Annotated in this window: 16 protein-coding genes; 5 read left to right on the top strand and 11 right to left on the bottom strand. The window is 71.6% G+C overall.

Translation table 11 applies throughout. The features are described 5' to 3' along the window. Window positions 1–84: 84 nt before the first annotated feature. From ACZ46W_RS28255 to ACZ46W_RS28215, 9 genes are all read right to left on the bottom strand, one after another. On the bottom strand, window positions 85–1,191 hold the full coding sequence (locus tag ACZ46W_RS28255) for a diiron oxygenase (RefSeq protein ID WP_468343173.1): 1,107 nt from the start codon (window positions 1,189–1,191) through the stop codon (window positions 85–87). Beyond that, the gene (locus tag ACZ46W_RS28250; RefSeq protein ID WP_468343170.1) at window positions 1,188–2,705 is read right to left on the bottom strand and encodes a class I adenylate-forming enzyme family protein; all 1,518 of its coding nucleotides are present in this window, start codon (window positions 2,703–2,705) and stop codon (window positions 1,188–1,190) included. The genes ACZ46W_RS28255 and ACZ46W_RS28250 overlap by 4 nt, the downstream gene beginning before the upstream one ends. A 1-nt stretch (window position 2,706) precedes the next feature. Next, complete coding sequence (locus ACZ46W_RS28245) at window positions 2,707–2,934, bottom strand: acyl carrier protein (RefSeq protein ID WP_468343167.1); 228 nt, start codon at window positions 2,932–2,934, stop codon at window positions 2,707–2,709. Continuing rightward, window positions 2,931–3,938 carry a hypothetical protein gene (locus ACZ46W_RS28240; protein ID WP_468343164.1) on the bottom strand — a complete coding sequence of 336 codons (1,008 nt, stop codon included), beginning with the start codon at window positions 3,936–3,938 and terminating at the stop codon, window positions 2,931–2,933. Before ACZ46W_RS28240 ends, ACZ46W_RS28245 begins: the two co-directional genes overlap by 4 nt. An 11-nt stretch (window positions 3,939–3,949) precedes the next feature. Then, on the bottom strand, window positions 3,950–4,207 hold the full coding sequence (locus ACZ46W_RS28235; RefSeq protein WP_468343161.1) for an acyl carrier protein: 258 nt from the start codon (window positions 4,205–4,207) through the stop codon (window positions 3,950–3,952). Continuing rightward, entirely contained in the window at window positions 4,204–5,877 is a 1,674-nt protein-coding gene (locus ACZ46W_RS28230; protein WP_468343159.1) for an AMP-binding protein, read from the bottom strand. The genes ACZ46W_RS28235 and ACZ46W_RS28230 overlap by 4 nt, the downstream gene beginning before the upstream one ends. A gap of 5 nt (window positions 5,878–5,882) precedes the next feature. Further along, complete coding sequence (locus tag ACZ46W_RS28225; RefSeq protein WP_468343156.1) at window positions 5,883–7,487, bottom strand: class I adenylate-forming enzyme family protein; 1,605 nt, start codon at window positions 7,485–7,487, stop codon at window positions 5,883–5,885. Between the two features lie 311 nt (window positions 7,488–7,798). Next, window positions 7,799–9,055, bottom strand: a complete 1,257-nt coding sequence (locus tag ACZ46W_RS28220) for a 3-deoxy-7-phosphoheptulonate synthase (protein WP_468343153.1) — start codon at window positions 9,053–9,055, stop codon at window positions 7,799–7,801. Window positions 9,056–9,127: 72 nt separating this feature from the next. Next, the gene (locus ACZ46W_RS28215; protein ID WP_468343150.1) at window positions 9,128–9,658 is read right to left on the bottom strand and encodes a 4'-phosphopantetheinyl transferase family protein; all 531 of its coding nucleotides are present in this window, start codon (window positions 9,656–9,658) and stop codon (window positions 9,128–9,130) included. Window positions 9,659–10,133: 475 nt separating this feature from the next. On the opposite strand from ACZ46W_RS28215, the gene ACZ46W_RS28210 reads away from it, so the two are divergent. Beyond that, window positions 10,134–10,637, top strand: coding sequence for a hypothetical protein (locus ACZ46W_RS28210; protein ID WP_468343147.1), 504 nt, complete (start codon window positions 10,134–10,136; stop codon window positions 10,635–10,637). On the opposite strand, the gene ACZ46W_RS28205 is transcribed toward ACZ46W_RS28210, so the two are convergent. After that, window positions 10,614–11,135: an RNA polymerase sigma factor gene (locus ACZ46W_RS28205; protein ID WP_468343145.1), complete on the bottom strand. Its 522-nt coding sequence runs from the start codon at window positions 11,133–11,135 to the stop codon at window positions 10,614–10,616. The genes ACZ46W_RS28210 and ACZ46W_RS28205 overlap by 24 nt on opposite strands. Window positions 11,136–11,865: 730 nt before the next feature. Here ACZ46W_RS28205 and ACZ46W_RS28200 point away from each other — a divergent pair. Next, on the top strand, window positions 11,866–12,447 hold the full coding sequence (locus ACZ46W_RS28200; protein ID WP_468343142.1) for an RNA polymerase sigma factor: 582 nt from the start codon (window positions 11,866–11,868) through the stop codon (window positions 12,445–12,447). Beyond that, on the top strand, window positions 12,444–12,941 hold the full coding sequence (locus ACZ46W_RS28195) for a hypothetical protein (RefSeq protein WP_468343139.1): 498 nt from the start codon (window positions 12,444–12,446) through the stop codon (window positions 12,939–12,941). Before ACZ46W_RS28200 ends, ACZ46W_RS28195 begins: the two co-directional genes overlap by 4 nt. A gap of 107 nt (window positions 12,942–13,048) precedes the next feature. On the opposite strand, the gene ACZ46W_RS28190 is transcribed toward ACZ46W_RS28195, so the two are convergent. Next, window positions 13,049–14,443, bottom strand: a complete 1,395-nt coding sequence (locus tag ACZ46W_RS28190) for an alpha/beta fold hydrolase (RefSeq protein ID WP_468343136.1) — start codon at window positions 14,441–14,443, stop codon at window positions 13,049–13,051. A gap of 257 nt (window positions 14,444–14,700) precedes the next feature. On the opposite strand from ACZ46W_RS28190, the gene ACZ46W_RS28185 reads away from it, so the two are divergent. Both ACZ46W_RS28185 and ACZ46W_RS28180 read left to right on the top strand, forming a co-directional pair. Continuing rightward, complete coding sequence (locus tag ACZ46W_RS28185; protein WP_468343133.1) at window positions 14,701–16,290, top strand: aldehyde dehydrogenase family protein; 1,590 nt, start codon at window positions 14,701–14,703, stop codon at window positions 16,288–16,290. After that, window positions 16,287–16,763, top strand: coding sequence for a type II toxin-antitoxin system RatA family toxin (locus ACZ46W_RS28180; protein WP_468343130.1), 477 nt, complete (start codon window positions 16,287–16,289; stop codon window positions 16,761–16,763). Before ACZ46W_RS28185 ends, ACZ46W_RS28180 begins: the two co-directional genes overlap by 4 nt. The last annotated feature ends 33 nt before the right edge of the window (window positions 16,764–16,796 follow it).

Genomic DNA, 16,796 nt, shown 5'->3' with positions numbered 1-16,796 from the left:
CCGGCCTACGCGGCCGGGCGTACCGGGCGGGCCAGACGCCGGGCGTGCCGGGTGCGCCGGGGGGACCGGCCGCAATGGACCGGGTTATGCGGTCGGGCGGCCGAGGTCGACGACCGATTCGATGTCGCGGCGGCGGAAGTCCATCTCCCGCCTGGTCAGCGCGTCGACGGCCGCCTTGTCGTCCAGTTCGCGCAGCGCCGCCTCGTCGACCTCCTGGAACCCGAGGACGCCCATCTTCTGGAGCGCGTCCTGCACGCGGGGCCCGAACATGCCGATCTCCTTGAGCCCCGGCACGATCCGCATGAAGACCAGCCGGCGGAACTCGCGCTTGGCGGGCGAGCGGCGGGAGGCCTTGATGGCCTCGTCGCCGTAGCCGAGGGTGGTCCAGATGTCGTCGTCCACGTACCGGTCCCGCAGCGCCCAGCAGCCCTCGACGACGAAGTCCTCGCGGTCGCGCAGTTCGGACGCGCTCAACTGCGGGTACAGCTCGCGCAGCAGGAGCCGCCCGAAGGCCACATGGCGCGCCTCGTCGCGGGCGACGTAGGCGCTGAAGGCGCGGGCCAGCGGGTCCTGGAGACGTTCACGGTGGACGCCGAAGGTGGCCAGACCCATGTTCTCGACGAGGATGTGAGCGGCCAGGACCCCGAAGTCCCAGCGGGGTTCCCGCATGGCGTGCTCGAACATCGCGGCGATCGACGGCGACAGCCCGTACCGCAGCCCGATCTTGGTGTGCAGGAAGCGGTCGAACCCCTCGACATGGCGGGCCTCGTCCACCAGTTGCGTGGCCGCGTACAGCTTGGAGTCCAGGCCGTCCACCGTGAGCAGGATCTTGCCCACCGCGATCAGCGCGGCCTGTTCGGAATGGAGGAACTGCGAGTACAGCCACCCGCTGGTGTGCCGGCGGATCGTGCGCCGCTCCGCCTCGGGCAGCCGGTCCCACAGCGCGGACCCGGCGATGGAGATGAACTCGTCGGGCAGGCCCAGCGGGTCGTCCGGGTCCACCTCGTGGTCCCAGTCGAGGCGTTCGTCCATGTCCCACTGGCGCTGCTTGCCCTGCTTGTACAGGCGGACCATCTTGTCGTTGCGCCGGTCGTAGTCCCAGTTGATCACGGCATCGCCGTGCACCGGGACCGCCCACGCGCCGGCCAGCGCCGTCAGCACCTCGGGGCGCGTGTAGTCGGTGGTGCTCATGTGGTGTGTTCCCCCTCGGTGATGAGCTGGTGGGCGCGGTCCCGCAACTGCGCCCGCAGCGCCTTGCCGGCCGCGTTGCGCGGAACGCGGTCCAGCGGCAGGAAGTGACTGGGCCGCTTGTAGGCGGCGAGCCCCTCGACGCACAGGCCGAGCAGCTCGGCCTCGTCGAACAGCTCGGGTGAGACGGGTTGTACGAAGGCCACCGGCGTCTGCCCCCAGACGTCCGACGCCAGCGGTACGACGACGACGTCGGCCACGTGGGGCGAGCGCCGGAGGGTGTGCTCGATCTCGGCCGGGTAGACGTTCTGTCCCCCGCGCAGGATCAGGTCGTTGCGCCGGTCGACCACCCACACCCGGCCGTCGCCGTCGACACAGCCCAGGTCGCGGGTGTTGAGCCGGCCGTCGCGCAGCACTTCGGAGGTGGCGTCCGGGTTCTTCCAGTACCCCTGCATCAGGCCGTCGCCGGACACCTGGAGCTCACCGACGGTGCCCGCCGGAACCTCGCGTCCCTCGTCGTCGGTGATCCGCAGCCCGGTGCCGAGCATCGGCACCCCCACGCAGACCGCGCCGGGGACGGGCGGCTCGCCGACGGCCGTGTCCGGGCGCAGCGAGAGCACCGGGCCACCGCCCTCGGTGATGCCGAAGACCGTCTGGAGTTCGGCGCCGAGCCGCTCCCGCGCCTCCCGCGCCAGCTCGTACGGCATCGGAGCCGCACCGTGCAGCAGCAGCCGCAGCGCACTGAGGTCGGTGGTGGCCAGGCTTCTGGCGGCGAGGAGGAGCCTGACCATGGAGGGCACGAGGAAGGCGTGCTCGATCTTCCAGTTCTGGAGGGCGGCCAGGCAGCCTTGCGGGGTGAAGCGGTCCAGTACGCAGACGGTGCCGCCCGCCGCGAGGTGGTCGAGGGCGATCACCACGCTGCCGTGGAACAGCGGCCCGGCGTTGAGGAACGCGGTACCGGGTGCCGGCCGTACGTCCGCCAGCCAGGACAGCGCGTTGAGCTGGAGCGAGCGCTGGTCCACGACGACGCCCTTGGCCCTGCCGGTGGTCGCCGAGGTGTGCAGGATCAGCACCGGATCGCTCAGCGAACCTTCCGCGTCGTCCTGGAAGGCGGTGTCCGCGTCGGGCAGTTCGCCGACCCCGCCGATGTCCGCGCACGGCAGGCCGGGGCAGAGGCCGTGCAGCCGTGCCAGGCCCGCCGAGTCGGCCACCGCCGTGGACGGCTCCACGGATTCGACGATCGCGAGGAGCTCCGGGTCGGTGAGCGCCGGGTTGACCGGCACCGCCACCAGCCCGGCGGCGGCGCACGCCAGATAGGTCTCCAGGACCTCGACGCGGTTGCCGCTCAGCACCAGGACACGGTCACCGGGCCGGGTGTCCCCGCTCAGCAGGGACGCCGCCAGGGCCCGGACGTCCCGGTGGAGCCGGCGCCAGGTGACGTCGCGGCGGCTGTCCCGCAGGGCGAGGGCGTCGGGGTCCCGGTCGAGCCCGCGGCGCACGAGGTGCGTGAGCCACATCTCAGCCCACCTCGCCGTCGACCAGTTCGGCGACCGCACGCACCGTCGTCAGGCCGAGGAGCTCCTCGTCCTCCAGGGGCCTGCCCAGGTGGCCCTCCAGGCGCAGGGCGAGCTTGATGAGCTCACCGGAGTTGACGCCGGCGCCCGCCAGGTCCTCGTCGTCGCCGACGCGGTCCAGCAGGGCCGGGTGGTCCAGGCTTTCCCGTACGAGGGAACGGGCCACGCTCATGAGTTCCTCCCGGGGCGGGCGCTGACCCCGACCATGGCCCAGTAGGGGGCCGGTTCGCCGTCGAAGTAGACGAGGGGTTCGGCGCTCTCCGTGCGGCACGGCAGCAGCCGGTTGAAGCGGCTGCCGAAGCAGGCGCGGGCGAATTCGGGGGATTCGGCGACACCGCGCTCGTCCCCCACGGTGGCGACGAAGGCGAACACCGGGTCGAGCGACTTGTGCACGCCGTCCTCGACGACCTCGCACCAGGCGTGGTCGCTGCCGAACAGCCCGAGCAGGTAGCCGCGCCGCGCCCGTGCCTCGACACCGGCGGCGCGCAGCCGGTCGGTGAGCAGCCGGGAGGCCACCACGCAATCGGCGATCCCCAGGTCCCAGGCCCGGTGGTGGTCGGCGCGCAGCGCCTCGGGCACGGTCTGGTAGACGACCCGGCGGGCGGCCAGGGCGTCGACGACCTCGTTCCACGCCTCATGGATGCGCGGATCGCGTACGGTCTGCTCGGCCCCGGTCAGCCGTACGGTCGCCCGGTAGCCGGACACCCGCAGCGCGTCCTCGAACGGCTCGTCCGACAGCAGCTCCACACCGGGGGCGGTCAGGTCGGGTACGCGTACCGTCACCTCGGGTAGTCCGGCGGTCCCGGCGGCGGTCTCCTCCCCGCCGGCCGTACGGGCCGGGTGGACGCCGATCCGCCAGTCGCGCGGTGCGTACCAACTGGCGCGGGGCGAGGCGGCGAACCGCATCAGGAAGCGCAGTCCGAGCTCGGGCACGGTCTGACCGGTGCCGCAGAACATGCCGACGTTCATCACGTCGTCGTAGTCGAACAGCGGGCCGCGGGCGGAGTCCACCACGTGCGGCAGCCCCTCCTGCGCCAGCCGGGCCACCTGCGCCGGCTCCGCGCGCAGCGCCAGGGCGGCGGTCGTCGTGTCCGTGTCGTAGCGGCCGATGTCCCGGGGCACGGTGGTGAACCGGCCGAGCGCGCCCAGCAACACGTCGGGGGATGTGTTCTGCACGGGCTGCACCGTCATGCGGAGCCGCCCTCCCGCGCCAGGGAGGCGACGAAGTCCGCGAGCTCGCGCACCGTGGCGGTCTCGAAGAGGAAGTCGTCGGGTATGACCACGTCACACTCGTCCTCGATGTCGGTGATCGCGCGCAGGGCCTTGACCGACTCGATGCCGGGGACCGCCGAGAGCGGCTTGGTGGTGTCGATGCCGGCGGCGGGGACGCCGGCCTGGCCGGCCAGGGCCCGTACGACGATGTCCAGGGTGTCGGTGACGCTCACTGGTGGTGTCCTTCCGAAGCAGGGGAGAGGGTGGGGGCCTGCCGGCGGTAGAGGTCGGCCGCGCCGGAACGCTTGACCTTGCCGGAGCTGGTGAACGGGAGGGTCTGCGGGGAGACGGCGACGGTCTCGACGGCGCCGAGCCCGAGGTGTTCGGCCAGCCGCTGCCGGATGGCCTCGCCGACGGCGGCGGCCCGGTCCCCGTCGAGCTTCGTCTCCCAGATCACGACCATCCGCTCCTCCCCGTCGGCGTCCCAGGCGAAGGCCGCGCAGTGCCGCCGGTCCACGCCGGGCGTCTCCTTGACGACCTCCTCGACGTCCTCGGCGTAGTAGTTCTGGCCACGGACGACGGCCATCGCCTTGAGCCGCCCGATGACGTACAGCTCCCGGTCGTGCAGGAAGCCGATGTCCCCGGTGCGCAGCATCCCGTCGGGGGTGAACGGCTGCTCCTCCGCCGGGAGGCCGAGGTAGCCGGAGGTGACGGGCTCGCCGCCGATCTGCACCTCGCCCACGGTGCCGTCCTCGTACGCCGCGCCGCCGGCGTCGCCGATGCGGACGGTCAGGCCCGCCACGGGCGGGCCGCAGGAGATGACGGTGCGGGCGGTGGCGCCGTCCTCGGCGGTCACCTTCACCGTGTCGCCGACGGACAGGCTGGTGCGGTCCACCCGCAGGCTGCGGTAGTCCGACAGCGGCAGGCCGCTGCTGACGATCAGCGTGGCTTCCGCGAGACCGTAGTTCGGCTGGACCACCTGGGGTCGCAGGCCGTAGGGCGCGAACGTCTCCTGGAACGCCTCCAGGCTGCTGCGGCGGACGGGCTCGGAGCCGTTGCCGCCGTAGCGCCACGCGGAGAGGTCGAGGTCGTCCGGGATGCCCTTGGCCGCGGCGGCCACCAGGTAGTCGTAGAAGAAGTTCGGGGCGGGCAGGATCGTGGACCGGGAGGCCGCGAAGTCACTGAGCCACTGCATGGGGCGGCGTACGAAGTCGCCCGGCTGCCACAGGTACAGGGGCGTGCCCTGGCGTATCGAGGCGAGCATGGTGAACAGCCCCATGTCGTGGAAGAGCGGCAGCCACTGGCCCAGCCCGTCCTCGTCGGTCCATTGCGTGCCGTCCTCGATCGCGTCGAGGCCGGCGGAGACGTTGTCGTGCGTGACCACGACGCCCTTGGGCGCGGAGGTGCTGCCCGAGGTGTACTGGATGACGGCGGGCGACGAGCCGCCGCCGCGGACGGGGGGCAATTCCACCGTGCTGTGCGGCGGCTCGCCGATGTCGATGAACGGCAGGTGCGGTACGGCGGCGGCGACCCGGGAGACGATGCGGCTGCCCAGGCTGCCGTCGACCAGCAGCGCGTCCAGCGAGGCGTCGGCCACGATGCGCCTGACGTGCGCGGCGTACGCCTCCACTCCGCCGAAGGCCACCGGCAGGGCCAGCGGTACGGCCGCGGCGTCCAGCCGCAAGCACGCGAGCAGGCCACGCACCCACGGCTCGCCGTTGGCCATGAGCAGGCCCACACGGCGCGGGACGCGGCCGTCGAGGGCTTCGACGACGCGGCCGGCCGTGCGCTCGGCGCGCGCGAACAGGGCGGGCCCCGAGACCGGCTCCTCCTGGCGCGAGGGGGTGTGCAGCATGGTGCCCTCGTGGACCGAGAGCAGAAGCTGGTTCCACAGCTGGACCATGTCGGTCAGTTCTCCTTCCCGGACGTGACGGTGCGCTGGATACGGCCCGCGAGCTTGCGGCGGAGCACGGACCGGCGGACCTTGTACGAGCCCGTGACGGGCATCGCCTCCCACTCCCAGAACCGCACCTGCAGGTCGGGCAGCCCGGCCTCGGCGGCGACGGCCTGGAACCGCTCGCGGTCGGGTACGGTGCCGGGCCTGGGGCAGGCGACGGCGAAGACGGTGCTGTCGTCGGTGTCCTCGGCCTTGACCAGGACCAGCTCGACGAGCTCGGGCATCGCTTCGAGGAGGTGGTCCTCCTTCTCCAGCAGGCTGCCGACGCCGTCGACGTGCTCGACGATGCGGTCGAGCAGCTCCAGGGAGCCGTCGTCGAGCCGGCGGCCGATGTCGCCCATGGGCCACCAGGCGTCGTCCGGCGGCATGGGACCGCCGCCGACGTAGCCGCGCATCCGTCCCGGGGAGCGGGTCTCGATGAAGCCGGGCGTGTTCGCCGGCTGCGGGGCACCGTGCTCGTCGACGATGCGGATCTCCATGCCGCCACCGGGGTGCCCGACGTTGCGCGGCGAGTACTCCGCGGACTCCTCGCGGGTCACGATGCGCAGGCAGATCGGGCCGGACTCGGTCTGTCCGTACGCCTGGAAGTAGTGGGCCCCGGGGTGTTCCGACGCGTTGAGCAGAGTGCGGACGGTGCGCGGGTGCATGGCGTCGAAGGTGCTGATGAACCGTTCGACGTGGGAGAAGGGGCGGTCCGGGTCGGTGGCGAGGGACTCCCACTGGATGTAGACGTTCGGGTGGGTCTCGACGGAGCTCGGGCGGTGCTCCAGCATCAGCCGCTTGACGTTGGCCGGGTCGGGATCGGCGATGGCCAGTGCGGGCATCGCGGTCTCCAGCGAGGCCAGCGTGCCGGCACAGGTGCGGGCGTGCACGAACGACAGGTGCTTGGCGTTCAGGTCGGTGGGCGCGTACTGGTCCCGGAAAATCATGATCATCGGCGCGACCATGCCGAACAGCGAGCGCGTGGAGTGCGCGGCCATCTTCGGGGAGCCGGTGGTTCCCGAGGAGTGGGTGATGACGAACCACTCGTCCTCATCACGCGGGTCGGCGGTGTGCGGCCGGCGCTCCTGGACCGGCCGCACCCACGTCTCGTCCGCGTCCTCCAGGCCGAGCACGGCGCGGGTGAGCAGTCGCACCGCGTGGTGGGACTCGGTCAGCCGGGACAGTCCGAAGGAGTCGACGAGGAGGTAGGGGTTCTCCAGCCGGGCGAAGCAGTCGAGGAGTTCGCCCACCTCCATGCCGGATGACAGCAGGGCCGGCAGGGCGCCGATCTTGCCCAGGGCGCACATCACGGCCTCGACCTCGATGTGGTTGCGCTGCACGACGGCCACCACGTCCCCGCGGCGGATGCCCGCCGCCCAGAACCGGTCGGCGTAATCGTCGATGGCCACGGCGAATTCGGCGAACGTGCGCACCGGACCGTCGTAGGTGCGCCAGGGCGTGTCGGAGAGGAACGGTGTGTCGGGGTGCTTTTCCGCGGCGACCGCCGGGAGTATCCCGAGGGACGTGGTGGGCTTCGGTATTTCGTCAAGGTTGAGTGCGGACACGTCGGGCATGCGATTTCCCTCTGCTCGGCCTGGCTTTTCTCTGTGGGCAGCGCAAATGCAGCCCTGGTAAGGGGGGTTGTTGCGAAGGAGGGTGCGGAACGGTTGTTCGCCGGACGTCGTGAAGCGTCCGACATCAGATAAGAGTCGGAACCCGGCTCGTACACTCCACCGGGATTCGAGAATTTTTCCAGCGCTTTCCGCCGGGTGCGTCGAAGGCTGATACGCCGGTGCCGCCGGACCTGGACGGTCGGGCGGCACCGGGGCGTACGGGGCGGGCCGGCCCCGGCGGGCCGGTCCGGCGGTCGGTCAGGGGCGGTCGGTCAGGGGCGGTCCGTGGCGCACAGCTCCGCGGCCAGCGCCGCGATCCGGGCGGTCTGGGCTCCGTTCAGCCGTGGGTCGCACGCCGTCTCGTACCGCAGCGGCAGTTCCTCCTCGGTGACGCCCGGGAATCCGCCGACACACTCGGTGACGTCGGCGGGCGTCGCTTCGAGGTGGATCCCGCCGGGCCGGCCGCCGGCCTCACGGACCGCGTCGAAGAACCCGCGGATCTCGGCGCCCACCGAGTCGACGTGCCGGGTCTTGTGGCCCGTACCGCTCGTGTACGTATTGCCGTGCACCGGATCGCACACCCACACCACCGGGTGGCCCAGCCGTGCCACCGTCTCCACAAGCGGCGGCAGTACGGACCGCACCGCGTCCGCGCCCATCCGGGAGATGAGGACGAGGCGCCCGGGCTGCCGGTCCGGATCGAGCCGGGCGCACAGCTCGGCCAGCCGCTCCGGGCCGGTGGCCGGACCGACCTTCAGACCGACCGGGTTCGCCACGCCGGACAGGAACCGCACATGCGCGCCGTCCGGTTCACAGGTCCGGGCACCGATCCAGGGCAGATGGGTCGAGGTCAGGTACCAGTCGCCGCTCTCGGGATCACGGCGGACCTGCGGCTCCTCGTAGTCGAGCAGCAGGGCCTCGTGGCTGGTCCAGACGGCGGGGGCGCCGGCGGCCGGTGCGCCGGGCATGGCCATCCCCGATCCGGCGAGTTCGCGCAGCAGGCCGAGGACCTTGCGGGCGTGGTCGTGGCCCTGGAGGAGACGCGTCGCGTCGGCCACGCGGGCGGCGGGGTCGGGAGCCGGGTCGTTCACCAAGTGGCCGCGGAAGGAGGGGATCTCGCGGTCGCCGACCCGCTCGGTGTGGGACGAGCGCGGTTTGGCGTACTGCCCGGCGATGCGGCCGATCGGTATCGCGGGCCGCCCCAGCGCGCTCCCCACGGTACGGGCCGTGGTGTGCAGCAGGTCCACGCGCGCCGCGGTGGTGGCGAAGGAGGGCTCGTCGAACGTCTCGGCGCAGTCGCCGATCTGGATGACGAACGCCTCCCCGTGCGCGGCTGTGGCCAGCGTCCGCCGCAGCGCGTGGATCTCCCGGGGCGGCAGGAGCGGCGCGGTGCCCGCCAGGCGGGCGCGGACCCGGCGCAGCAGCTCCGGGTCCGGCCAGTCGGGCTGTTGCGCGGCCGGGTACCGGCGCCAGTCCGACGGCGTCCAGTCCGCCACCCGTGCGGGGGTGAGCAAGGGGCGTGCGTGCATGGCGACATGGCCTCCGTGAAAGTGTGTACGTAAGTGGGCGCGGGCGTCCGGCACGGGCGTGGGCGGCGGGGGTCAGCCCCGCGGAACGGCCCAGCTCAGGACGCCCTGTGGCAGACGGCGCACGGTCACTCGGACGCAGAGCGCGGGCCGTGGTGCGGCGTGGGCGAGGTAGCCGTCGGCGTGCGGTTCGAGCCGGATGTCGCGCAGCGCGCGCAGCTCGGCGCCGAGAAGCGGGCTGAGCGCCTTGAAGGCGGCCTCCTTGGCGGAGTACATGGCAAGCAGCCGTTGCTCCGCCGCCGCGCCGGTCCGTTCGAGCAGCGCCGATTCGGGGCCGCGCAGCACCAGGTGGGCCGCCTGGAGGGGCAGGCCGGTCAGCTCCAGGTCGACCCCGAGCGTGCGGAACCGGTCGGACGGCCCGGCCACGGCGACCGCGACGCCCTCGGAGTGGCTGATCGACGCCGAGATCCCGTCGGGCAGCCGGGGGCGCGGACCTTCGTGGAGCACCGCGCCCGCGGTGAGTCCGGCCGCCCGCAGCGCACGGTGCAGTGCGCTGCGGCCGGTCAGGAAGTCGGCCCTGCGGCGCGGTGACATGGTGCGGGACATCAACCGCTCCGCGGCCCGGACCGCCACGGGCGGCCCCTCGTGGACCGAAGCGGTTCCGAAGCCGAGGCCCGGTATCTGTGGCTGGAAGTGTGTGAGTGCGCGCGGCAGCGTCAACAGAGGCCCCACGGAATGCCGAACCGGATGCCGAACCGAATGCCCGACCGCGTCCCCGGGCGAATGCCCGACCGCGTCCCCGGCCGACTTCCGAGCGGAATACCCGGTCGAATGTCCCGCCGAGGGCGTGGTGTGCTGAATAGGTGACTGCACGGTCTTTCTCTTCCCCGTTCCCTGATGTTCCGCTTCGGTGAGGACGGCGAGCGGGCTTCCGGCCCCGTCTGCCGACCTGCTCCCACAGGGGAAAAGAGGCGGCGTGGTGTCGATGCACTCCCCGCCCCTGCGGGTTTTTCCGGAGCTTGACCGTTCAGGGGGATGGTGCGAATCTCGTCCGCACACGACACAGAGGGAGCGTTGCCTGATGACGTACGGAGCGCGGGGCGACTGGCCCACGGCCGGCCTCGACCCGCTGCGCCGGCTGCGGGTCATCGCTTCCGCCGCGAAGCACCCGACCTATGCCGAGCGGCACTTCGACGTGCCGGTCGAGCACCTGTGGAGCGTCGCGTCCGACCTGGAGGGTGAACTCCCGCACATCGTTTCCGGACTCCGGTCCTTCACGATCCTGGAGCGCGAGGGCGACCGGCTGTCCGGGCGGGCGGTCAGCTCCATCGGGCACCGTGAGCACTTCGACGTGGTGCTGCGTCCCGGCTGGTGCCTGATGCAGAGCAAGGTCCTGGCGAGCGGCATGGCCGCCGTCCCCGAGGGGGACGGATGCAGGTTCGCCTTCTTCAGTACGCTGCGGTTCCCCGGAGGCCAGGTCGTGGGCCGGGTGCGCGCGCTGCGGGCGGCGAGCCGGACCGGCGCCCTCTTCGACCGCCTGCGGGAGCGGGTCGAGGCCCGGTCATTCCCACACACTGCGGAATGACCGGCGGGCGCGGAACAGGCGGGACCTGACCGTCCCGACGGGCACGGCCAGCAGCTCGGCCACCTCCCGCTCGTCCAGTCCGTCGACATGGCGCAGCGTCAGCACGGCGCGGTGTTCGGGCGCGAGTCTTCGCATGACGTCGGCGATGTCCGACGCGAGGTGCAGATCCTCGTCCGAGGGCAGGTCCTCCCACTCTCCGGGGACGAACTTCTGCCGTTGCTTGGCGAACTTCACCGCTTCCCGGACGGCGATCGCCCGTACCCACCCGAAGAGGGCCGCGGGCGACTTGAGGTGACGGATGTTACGGAAAACGGAGATGAGCGTCTCCTGCGCCGCGTCGGCGACGTCCTGGAGGGCCACCGGTCCACAGATGCGCCCCACGTAGGGCGTGAGGATGCCGAGCAGTTCGTCCATCGCCAGCGCGTCCCCGCGCTGCGCCCTCGCCACCAGGCCGGCGAGTACGTCCGGATCCCACCCGGTTCCGCCTTCCGTTGCCACTGCGCCCCCCATCGTCAGCCCCTTCTGTGCGCCGGACGAGGGCGGCGGCAAGTACTGCTCAAGGCATCGCGAATGATTCCGCATATGACATGACGCCAACTCCGCTTGATGCCCGCGCTCCACATTGAACTCCTCAGTAATTGCGAGAGGAATGCGGATTGCGGGCGACCGCCCCCGTCGAGCTGGAATTAACGCCTCTGCGTGACTCTTCCGTCACCATAGCATCACGCGGCGATACCTGGCCGGGCTCGTCGGCTCCATTCCGCGAGGCGAGACGGTTACCCAGCCGTAGGCTACTTGCCGGTCATTTCAGTCCTTCGTTGAATCGGCAACGATGAGTGTTCCGTCCTGATAGGAATTCCTTCGCCGGAATCACCGGCAAGGGAACGGAATGAATAGGCGGGCCGACTTCCGCCCCGCCCCGGCGCCGCCGCCTCCCTGTCACGCCACCTCCCACGCGGTCCAGACCAATGCCCGGCGCACGTCGCCGGACATCAAGGAAGAGGGGACGCGGGGCCCGGGCATTCCCTCCGGCTCCGAAAATTTCCGGGCAGCCGGCACCGCGGAGCGGCCGTACCGGCCCTGGGCAGGGTCCTTTCAGGCCAGATGCGCGGCCCGGGGAGTGTCGTGCCCGGTCACGGCCTCTGTCCCTATGAACCCGCACGCGCACCTGGACCACGGCACGGAGCAGGTGGAGCGCGCCATGCGAGGGACATGAGGAGAACGCGGTATGAACACAGCCGAAGCCGGCGCACTCCGGCACAAGCCGGCCGTCCGGCGACCACCCGACACCGATACGGCCCCGTGGCCCGCCGCGGCCGTGCTCGTCAAGGCCGCCCAGTCCGGGGACGCCATGGCGCTCAACGACCTCCTGAACCTGCTGACGCCCTATGTCAGCCGCCTGTGTCGGCCCATCGCGCTGACCGAAAGCCCGGACGCGGTACAGGAGTCCCTCATCGCCGTCTTCCGGGGCCTGCCCAAACTCAAGGACCCCACGGCACTGTACGCGTGGGTGCGCGCCATCACGGTGCGCGAGGCCGTCCGGGTGTCCCGGCACGCCCAGCGGGAGACGCCGGTGAGCAGATCCGGCGAGTTCGACGACGTGCCGGGGGCACGGAACACGGAGCTGGCCTCCGATGTGCACGACGTGCTGCGCCGGCTGTCCTCCGAACACCGCGCGGTTCTCGTGCTGCGCGAGCTCGAAGGGCTGGACGAGCGGTCGGCGAGCGAAGTTCTGAACATTTCGTGCGGCACGGTGAAGTCACGGCTCCACCGGGCCCGTAACAGCTTCCGGAAGGCGTGGACACGATGACCAGCGACTGGCCGACGGCCGATCTCGACCCCGTACGCCGGCTGCGGGTGATGGCCGCGGGGCTCAACGCCGTGATGTACGCGGACGAGTACATCGACGCCCCCTTCGACGAGGTGTGGGCGGTGGCGAGCGACCTTGAGGGTGAGCTCCCGCACCTGGTGCCGACGTTCCGGTCGTTCCGGATGCGGGCGAGGTCCCAGGAGCGCACGCAGGCATGGGGCCACGGGGTGCTGGGAAACCGTGCCCGGTTCGACGTGCTGCTCCAGCCGGGGTGGTGCCTGATGCAGAGCCGGTACGTGGTCGGCGCCATGGCCGCCGTCCCGGAGGGCGACGGAACGCGGTTCGCCGTCCTCGGCGGAGTACGCGGGTACCGCTCCGGCGCGGTGCTGCGGATGCTGCGGCCGCTCGGCAGGGTCCGCGGCCGACGGATGATCTCCCGCGCCCGGCTCCGGATCACCGCACGCCGCGCCCACTCCACGGACCGGAGCCGCTGATCACGAAGGGCTGGTGAACCGCGTGCGGCGAGGACGAACGCCGAGGGGTGGGCGGGGTCGGTGACCCTGCCCACCCCTCACGTCGTCCGACGTGACGGACGTACTCCTCAGCGGCCGTCGCGGAAGAACTCGTCCATCAGCTTGCCGACCGGTTCACCGCAGTCCAGGGTCAGGCCGTGCCCGCAGCCGTCGAGCACCTCCACCCGCGCGTCCGGCAGCAGCTCGCCGAACCTCCGGGCCTGCCACACGGGCAGCGTCGCGTCCTGCTTGCCCCAGATCACCAGCACGGGCTGGCGGGTCCTCGGGAGCGCGGCCTCGGTCTCCCGCCAGTCGAGCCCGCGTTCGAGACGGTAGACCGAGCGGCGGTTGACGTCCAGGGTGGCCGGGGCCCACGCCGTGTCCACCAACTCGTCGGTGACCAGCGTCTCGTGGTTGACGAGCGTCCTGCGCAGCGACGCCTCGGCGCTGGAGCGGCCCGAACCGAGGTTGACCAGCAACTCGCCGAGCACCGGCAGCTTGAGCGCCTCCCACAGCGCCGGGTCGCGCTCGTCCAGTCCGGACGAGGCGAGCAGCGCCAGCCGGCCGACGCGCTCGGGGTTGCGCTGCGCGTACGCCAGGGCCCAGCCGCCGCTCCAGGAGTTGCCCGCGAGGTCCACCCGGGACAGCTTCAGCGCGTCCAGGAAGCTGTCGAGCGCGGTGGTCATCCCGTCGAGGTCCCAGCTGAAATCGTCGTCACGCACCTCGGTGAAGCCCTGTCCGGGCATATCCACCACATAGACCGTGTGCGAGCGGGACAGCACGTCGAGCTGCGGCTGCCAGGCGAAGGTCCAGGACGCGCCGGGCGACAGCAGGACCACCGGGGAGCCCTTGCCCCGCTGGTTGTAGTGGAACCGGGCGACGGGAGTCTCGACGTACTTCGACTCGACCCTGTCCTGGTACGGCGCGCGGTAGCCACGCTCCTCGGCCGGCGCGTAGCCGTACGCACCGAACAGCACCAGCCCGGTCAGCACCAGCGGCAGCCCGAGCGCCGTGCGGCGTACCCACACGCGGCGTCCCGGTACGCCCCAGATCCCGGCGAGCCGGCCGGCGGCCACGCCGAACGCCAGGCACACGGGTGTATACAGCAGCAGGTTCAGCCAGTAGAACGCCGAGCCCGCGCCGTCCCCGGCCCCGAACACCCACACCACCCCGACCAGCCCCCGCACCAGCAGGCCGACCGCCACCAGGAAGGTGACGATCCCGAACAAGGGCCGGGTCACCCGGCCCCCGCGCCCCAGCCCCCGGGCGAGCACCGCCGCCGCGGCGGCGAACACCGTGGCCGCGATCGGGAGGACCACCGGCGGCGTGAACGGCACCACACCGCCCAGCACGGCCAGCGACAGCGAGCGCACGTCCGCGCTCGGCCATGTCAGCCCGGTCGCCCAATACAGGTGCAACAAGCCGTCCACGGCGAGCAGCCCGGCCACCGCCTGCCCGGTGCGCCGTCTTGCGAGGTTGTCCACGGTTGTTCCTCTCCAGTGCCAGAACCGACACCCCCAGGAGGAACCCCCCGCATCGGACGTTCCTGTGCTCCGCGTCACATCGCCGCGTCACACCGCCGCGTCACACCGCCGCGTCACACCGCCGCGTCCCTCGCCGTGGGCGGGCCGGGAATCGGCGCGATAAGCACCCCTCATCACCGGCTCGTTGTTCGCCGGGAAACGCCCCCCTAGCTTGGGGACACACGTCAGCAATAACCGGACTGACCGAAGGGGGCGAAATGAAGTTCGGCGTTTATCCGGCCTACATTGGTGGCCAGGACGTCACCGGAGAGAATCCGCGTTTCGTTCATACCATTACCGCCCGTGCCCTTATCGAGGAAACCTTCCCCAGTCTGCGTCTCAAGCGTGATCTCGACCTGGGAATCGTCGATCCGGACACGGCTGGGGAACGCGTCGTCGGGGCCTGTGTGGTCGCCGATGAGGAGATGGCGGGGCGGGCGGTGGAGGCGGCCGCGCGGGCGGCGGTGGAGTGGCGGAGGGTGCCCCTCGCGGAGCGCATCGAGGTGGGACGGCGGATCGGGGAGCGGCTGCTGGAGCACCGGGACCGGATCGTCGAGATCCTGGTCGCCGAGGGGACTCCGAAGTCCGCGGCCGAGGGAATGATCACGGGAATTCCGTTCACCAGTTGGAGCCGGGAAACGCTCGAATGGTGCGCCGGGCAGTTGGAGTTCCGGCGGCAGGACGGCGAGCGGGAGATGGTTCTGCGGCGGATCCCCGACGGGGTCGTCTGCATCAATCCGCCGCAGAACGCCGCGACCGTGAACGCGCTGAACGGGCTCGTCGCGCTGCTGGCGGGCAACACCGTGGTGGTGCGGGCCCCGCGCGGGGTGGCGCTCAGTTGCATGTACGTGATGCGGGAGGTCGTGGCGCCCGTGCTGGAGGAGGCGGGCGCGCCCCCGGGGACGGTCAACGCGTACTGCGGGGCGCCCATGCTCGACGCGTGGCTGGCCAGTGAGCACGTCGACGACATCATCTACTTCGGTGGCAGCAAGAAGGGCCTGGAGTTCGAGGCCGACGCGATAGCGGCCGGCAAGAAGCCCATCCTGGAGCTGGCGGGGAACGACTGCTGCGTGGTGTGGCACGACGCCGACCTGGACGCCGCGGTGGAGACCATCACGCAGTTCTTCCTGAACTCCGGCCAGATCTGCAACGTTCCCAACCAGGTCGTCGCCCACCCCGCGATCGCGGACGAGCTCATCGAGCGGCTCGTCGCGGCCACCAAGGAGATCCGGCCCGGGTATCCGGACGAGCCGGGTGTGGTCCTCACGCCGGTCCTCGGCGTGGACTGGTTCTTCGGCTGCCTCGGTGAGGCGCTCGCCAAGGGCGCCAAGCTCGTCCACGGCGGACGGCGGCTGGAGGTGGACGGAACACCGTCGAACACCGGTTTCTTCGTCGAGCCGAGCATCGTCCGCGTCGAGGGGCTCCAGGGCGCCAGGTCGCTGTCGGTGGTCCGTGACGAGACGTTCTTCCCGCTCCTGCCGGTGATCGTGCCGGAGACCGGCACCCCCGACGACGCCCTCCTGGAGCAGGTGCTGGAGTTCGTGAACTCCAACGCCTACGGCCTGCGCAACTCCTTCTGGACCACCGGCGCCGCCACGATCCGGCGCGTCCTGGACGGGGTCACCAACGCCGGCAACCTGAAGATCAACGACTCGCACAGCGGCTTCCTCCCCTTCCTGCCCAACCAGGGCGGCCCCGGCCTCACCGGCGGCGCCTTCGGAGAGGCGAGCCACCCCATGCTGCGCACCACACGCCTCCAGGGCGTCAGCGTCCTCCGCCCGGCCGCCGACAAGGAGCCCGCGTCATGACGACCCGCGTACTGAAGGCCGTGGTCCCGGCCACGGCCGCCGAAGTGATCGAACGCCTCGGTGACGCGGCGGCCTTCCCCGCGTACGCCGACGACATCGTGTCCGTCTCGCGCACCGATGACGGGCACCAGCGGTGGGTGCTGGCCTTCCGTGGCTCCACCGCGAACTGGGTGCAGCGCAGCGGCCGGCTCGCGGGACAGCCGTACCGCATCGAATTCGCCCAGACCAGCGGGGACTTCCAGCGCTTCGAGGGCGCGTGGACGAGCACCGACGTCGACGGCGGCAGCGAGGTGACCTTCGAGGTGCGCTTCAGCACCAGCGTCCCGCACCTCGCCGGCGCGATCGACTCGGCCGTCGGGCGCGTGCTGCTGCGCAGCGCCCACCAGGTCATCCACGCCGTCGGAGGACCGGCCCGGGTCACCGCGGGCGGGCAGTTCCTGGACGACCTGCCGGCGGACGCCCGGCGGCTGTGAACAACGACCGATCGGCCACGCCCACAGGGAGAA

The sequence above is a fragment of the Streptomyces sp. NPDC031064 genome, from assembly GCF_055570965.1.
Note: the sequence above shows the minus strand (reverse complement) of the source record. Positions and strands in the feature narration are given on the sequence as shown.

Bases quoted from the DNA above. Each gene is read 5' to 3' on its own strand.
- ACZ46W_RS28210 (WP_468343147.1), top strand. From the start codon at position 10,134: ATGACGTACGGAGCGCGGGGCGACTGGCCCACGGCCGGCCTCGACCCG.
- ACZ46W_RS28225 (WP_468343156.1), bottom strand. From the start codon at position 7,487: ATGCCCGACGTGTCCGCACTCAACCTTGACGAAATACCGAAGCCCACC.
- ACZ46W_RS28185 (WP_468343133.1), top strand. From the start codon at position 14,701: ATGAAGTTCGGCGTTTATCCGGCCTACATTGGTGGCCAGGACGTCACC.
- ACZ46W_RS28180 (WP_468343130.1), top strand. From the start codon at position 16,287: ATGACGACCCGCGTACTGAAGGCCGTGGTCCCGGCCACGGCCGCCGAA.
- ACZ46W_RS28230 (WP_468343159.1), bottom strand. From the start codon at position 5,877: ATGGTCCAGCTGTGGAACCAGCTTCTGCTCTCGGTCCACGAGGGCACC.
- ACZ46W_RS28215 (WP_468343150.1), bottom strand. From the start codon at position 9,658: ATGTCCCGCACCATGTCACCGCGCCGCAGGGCCGACTTCCTGACCGGC.
- ACZ46W_RS28255 (WP_468343173.1), bottom strand. From the start codon at position 1,191: ATGAGCACCACCGACTACACGCGCCCCGAGGTGCTGACGGCGCTGGCC.
- ACZ46W_RS28200 (WP_468343142.1), top strand. From the start codon at position 11,866: ATGAACACAGCCGAAGCCGGCGCACTCCGGCACAAGCCGGCCGTCCGG.
- ACZ46W_RS28245 (WP_468343167.1), bottom strand. From the start codon at position 2,934: ATGAGCGTGGCCCGTTCCCTCGTACGGGAAAGCCTGGACCACCCGGCC.
- ACZ46W_RS28195 (WP_468343139.1), top strand. From the start codon at position 12,444: ATGACCAGCGACTGGCCGACGGCCGATCTCGACCCCGTACGCCGGCTG.
- ACZ46W_RS28220 (WP_468343153.1), bottom strand. From the start codon at position 9,055: ATGCACGCACGCCCCTTGCTCACCCCCGCACGGGTGGCGGACTGGACG.
- ACZ46W_RS28250 (WP_468343170.1), bottom strand. From the start codon at position 2,705: ATGTGGCTCACGCACCTCGTGCGCCGCGGGCTCGACCGGGACCCCGAC.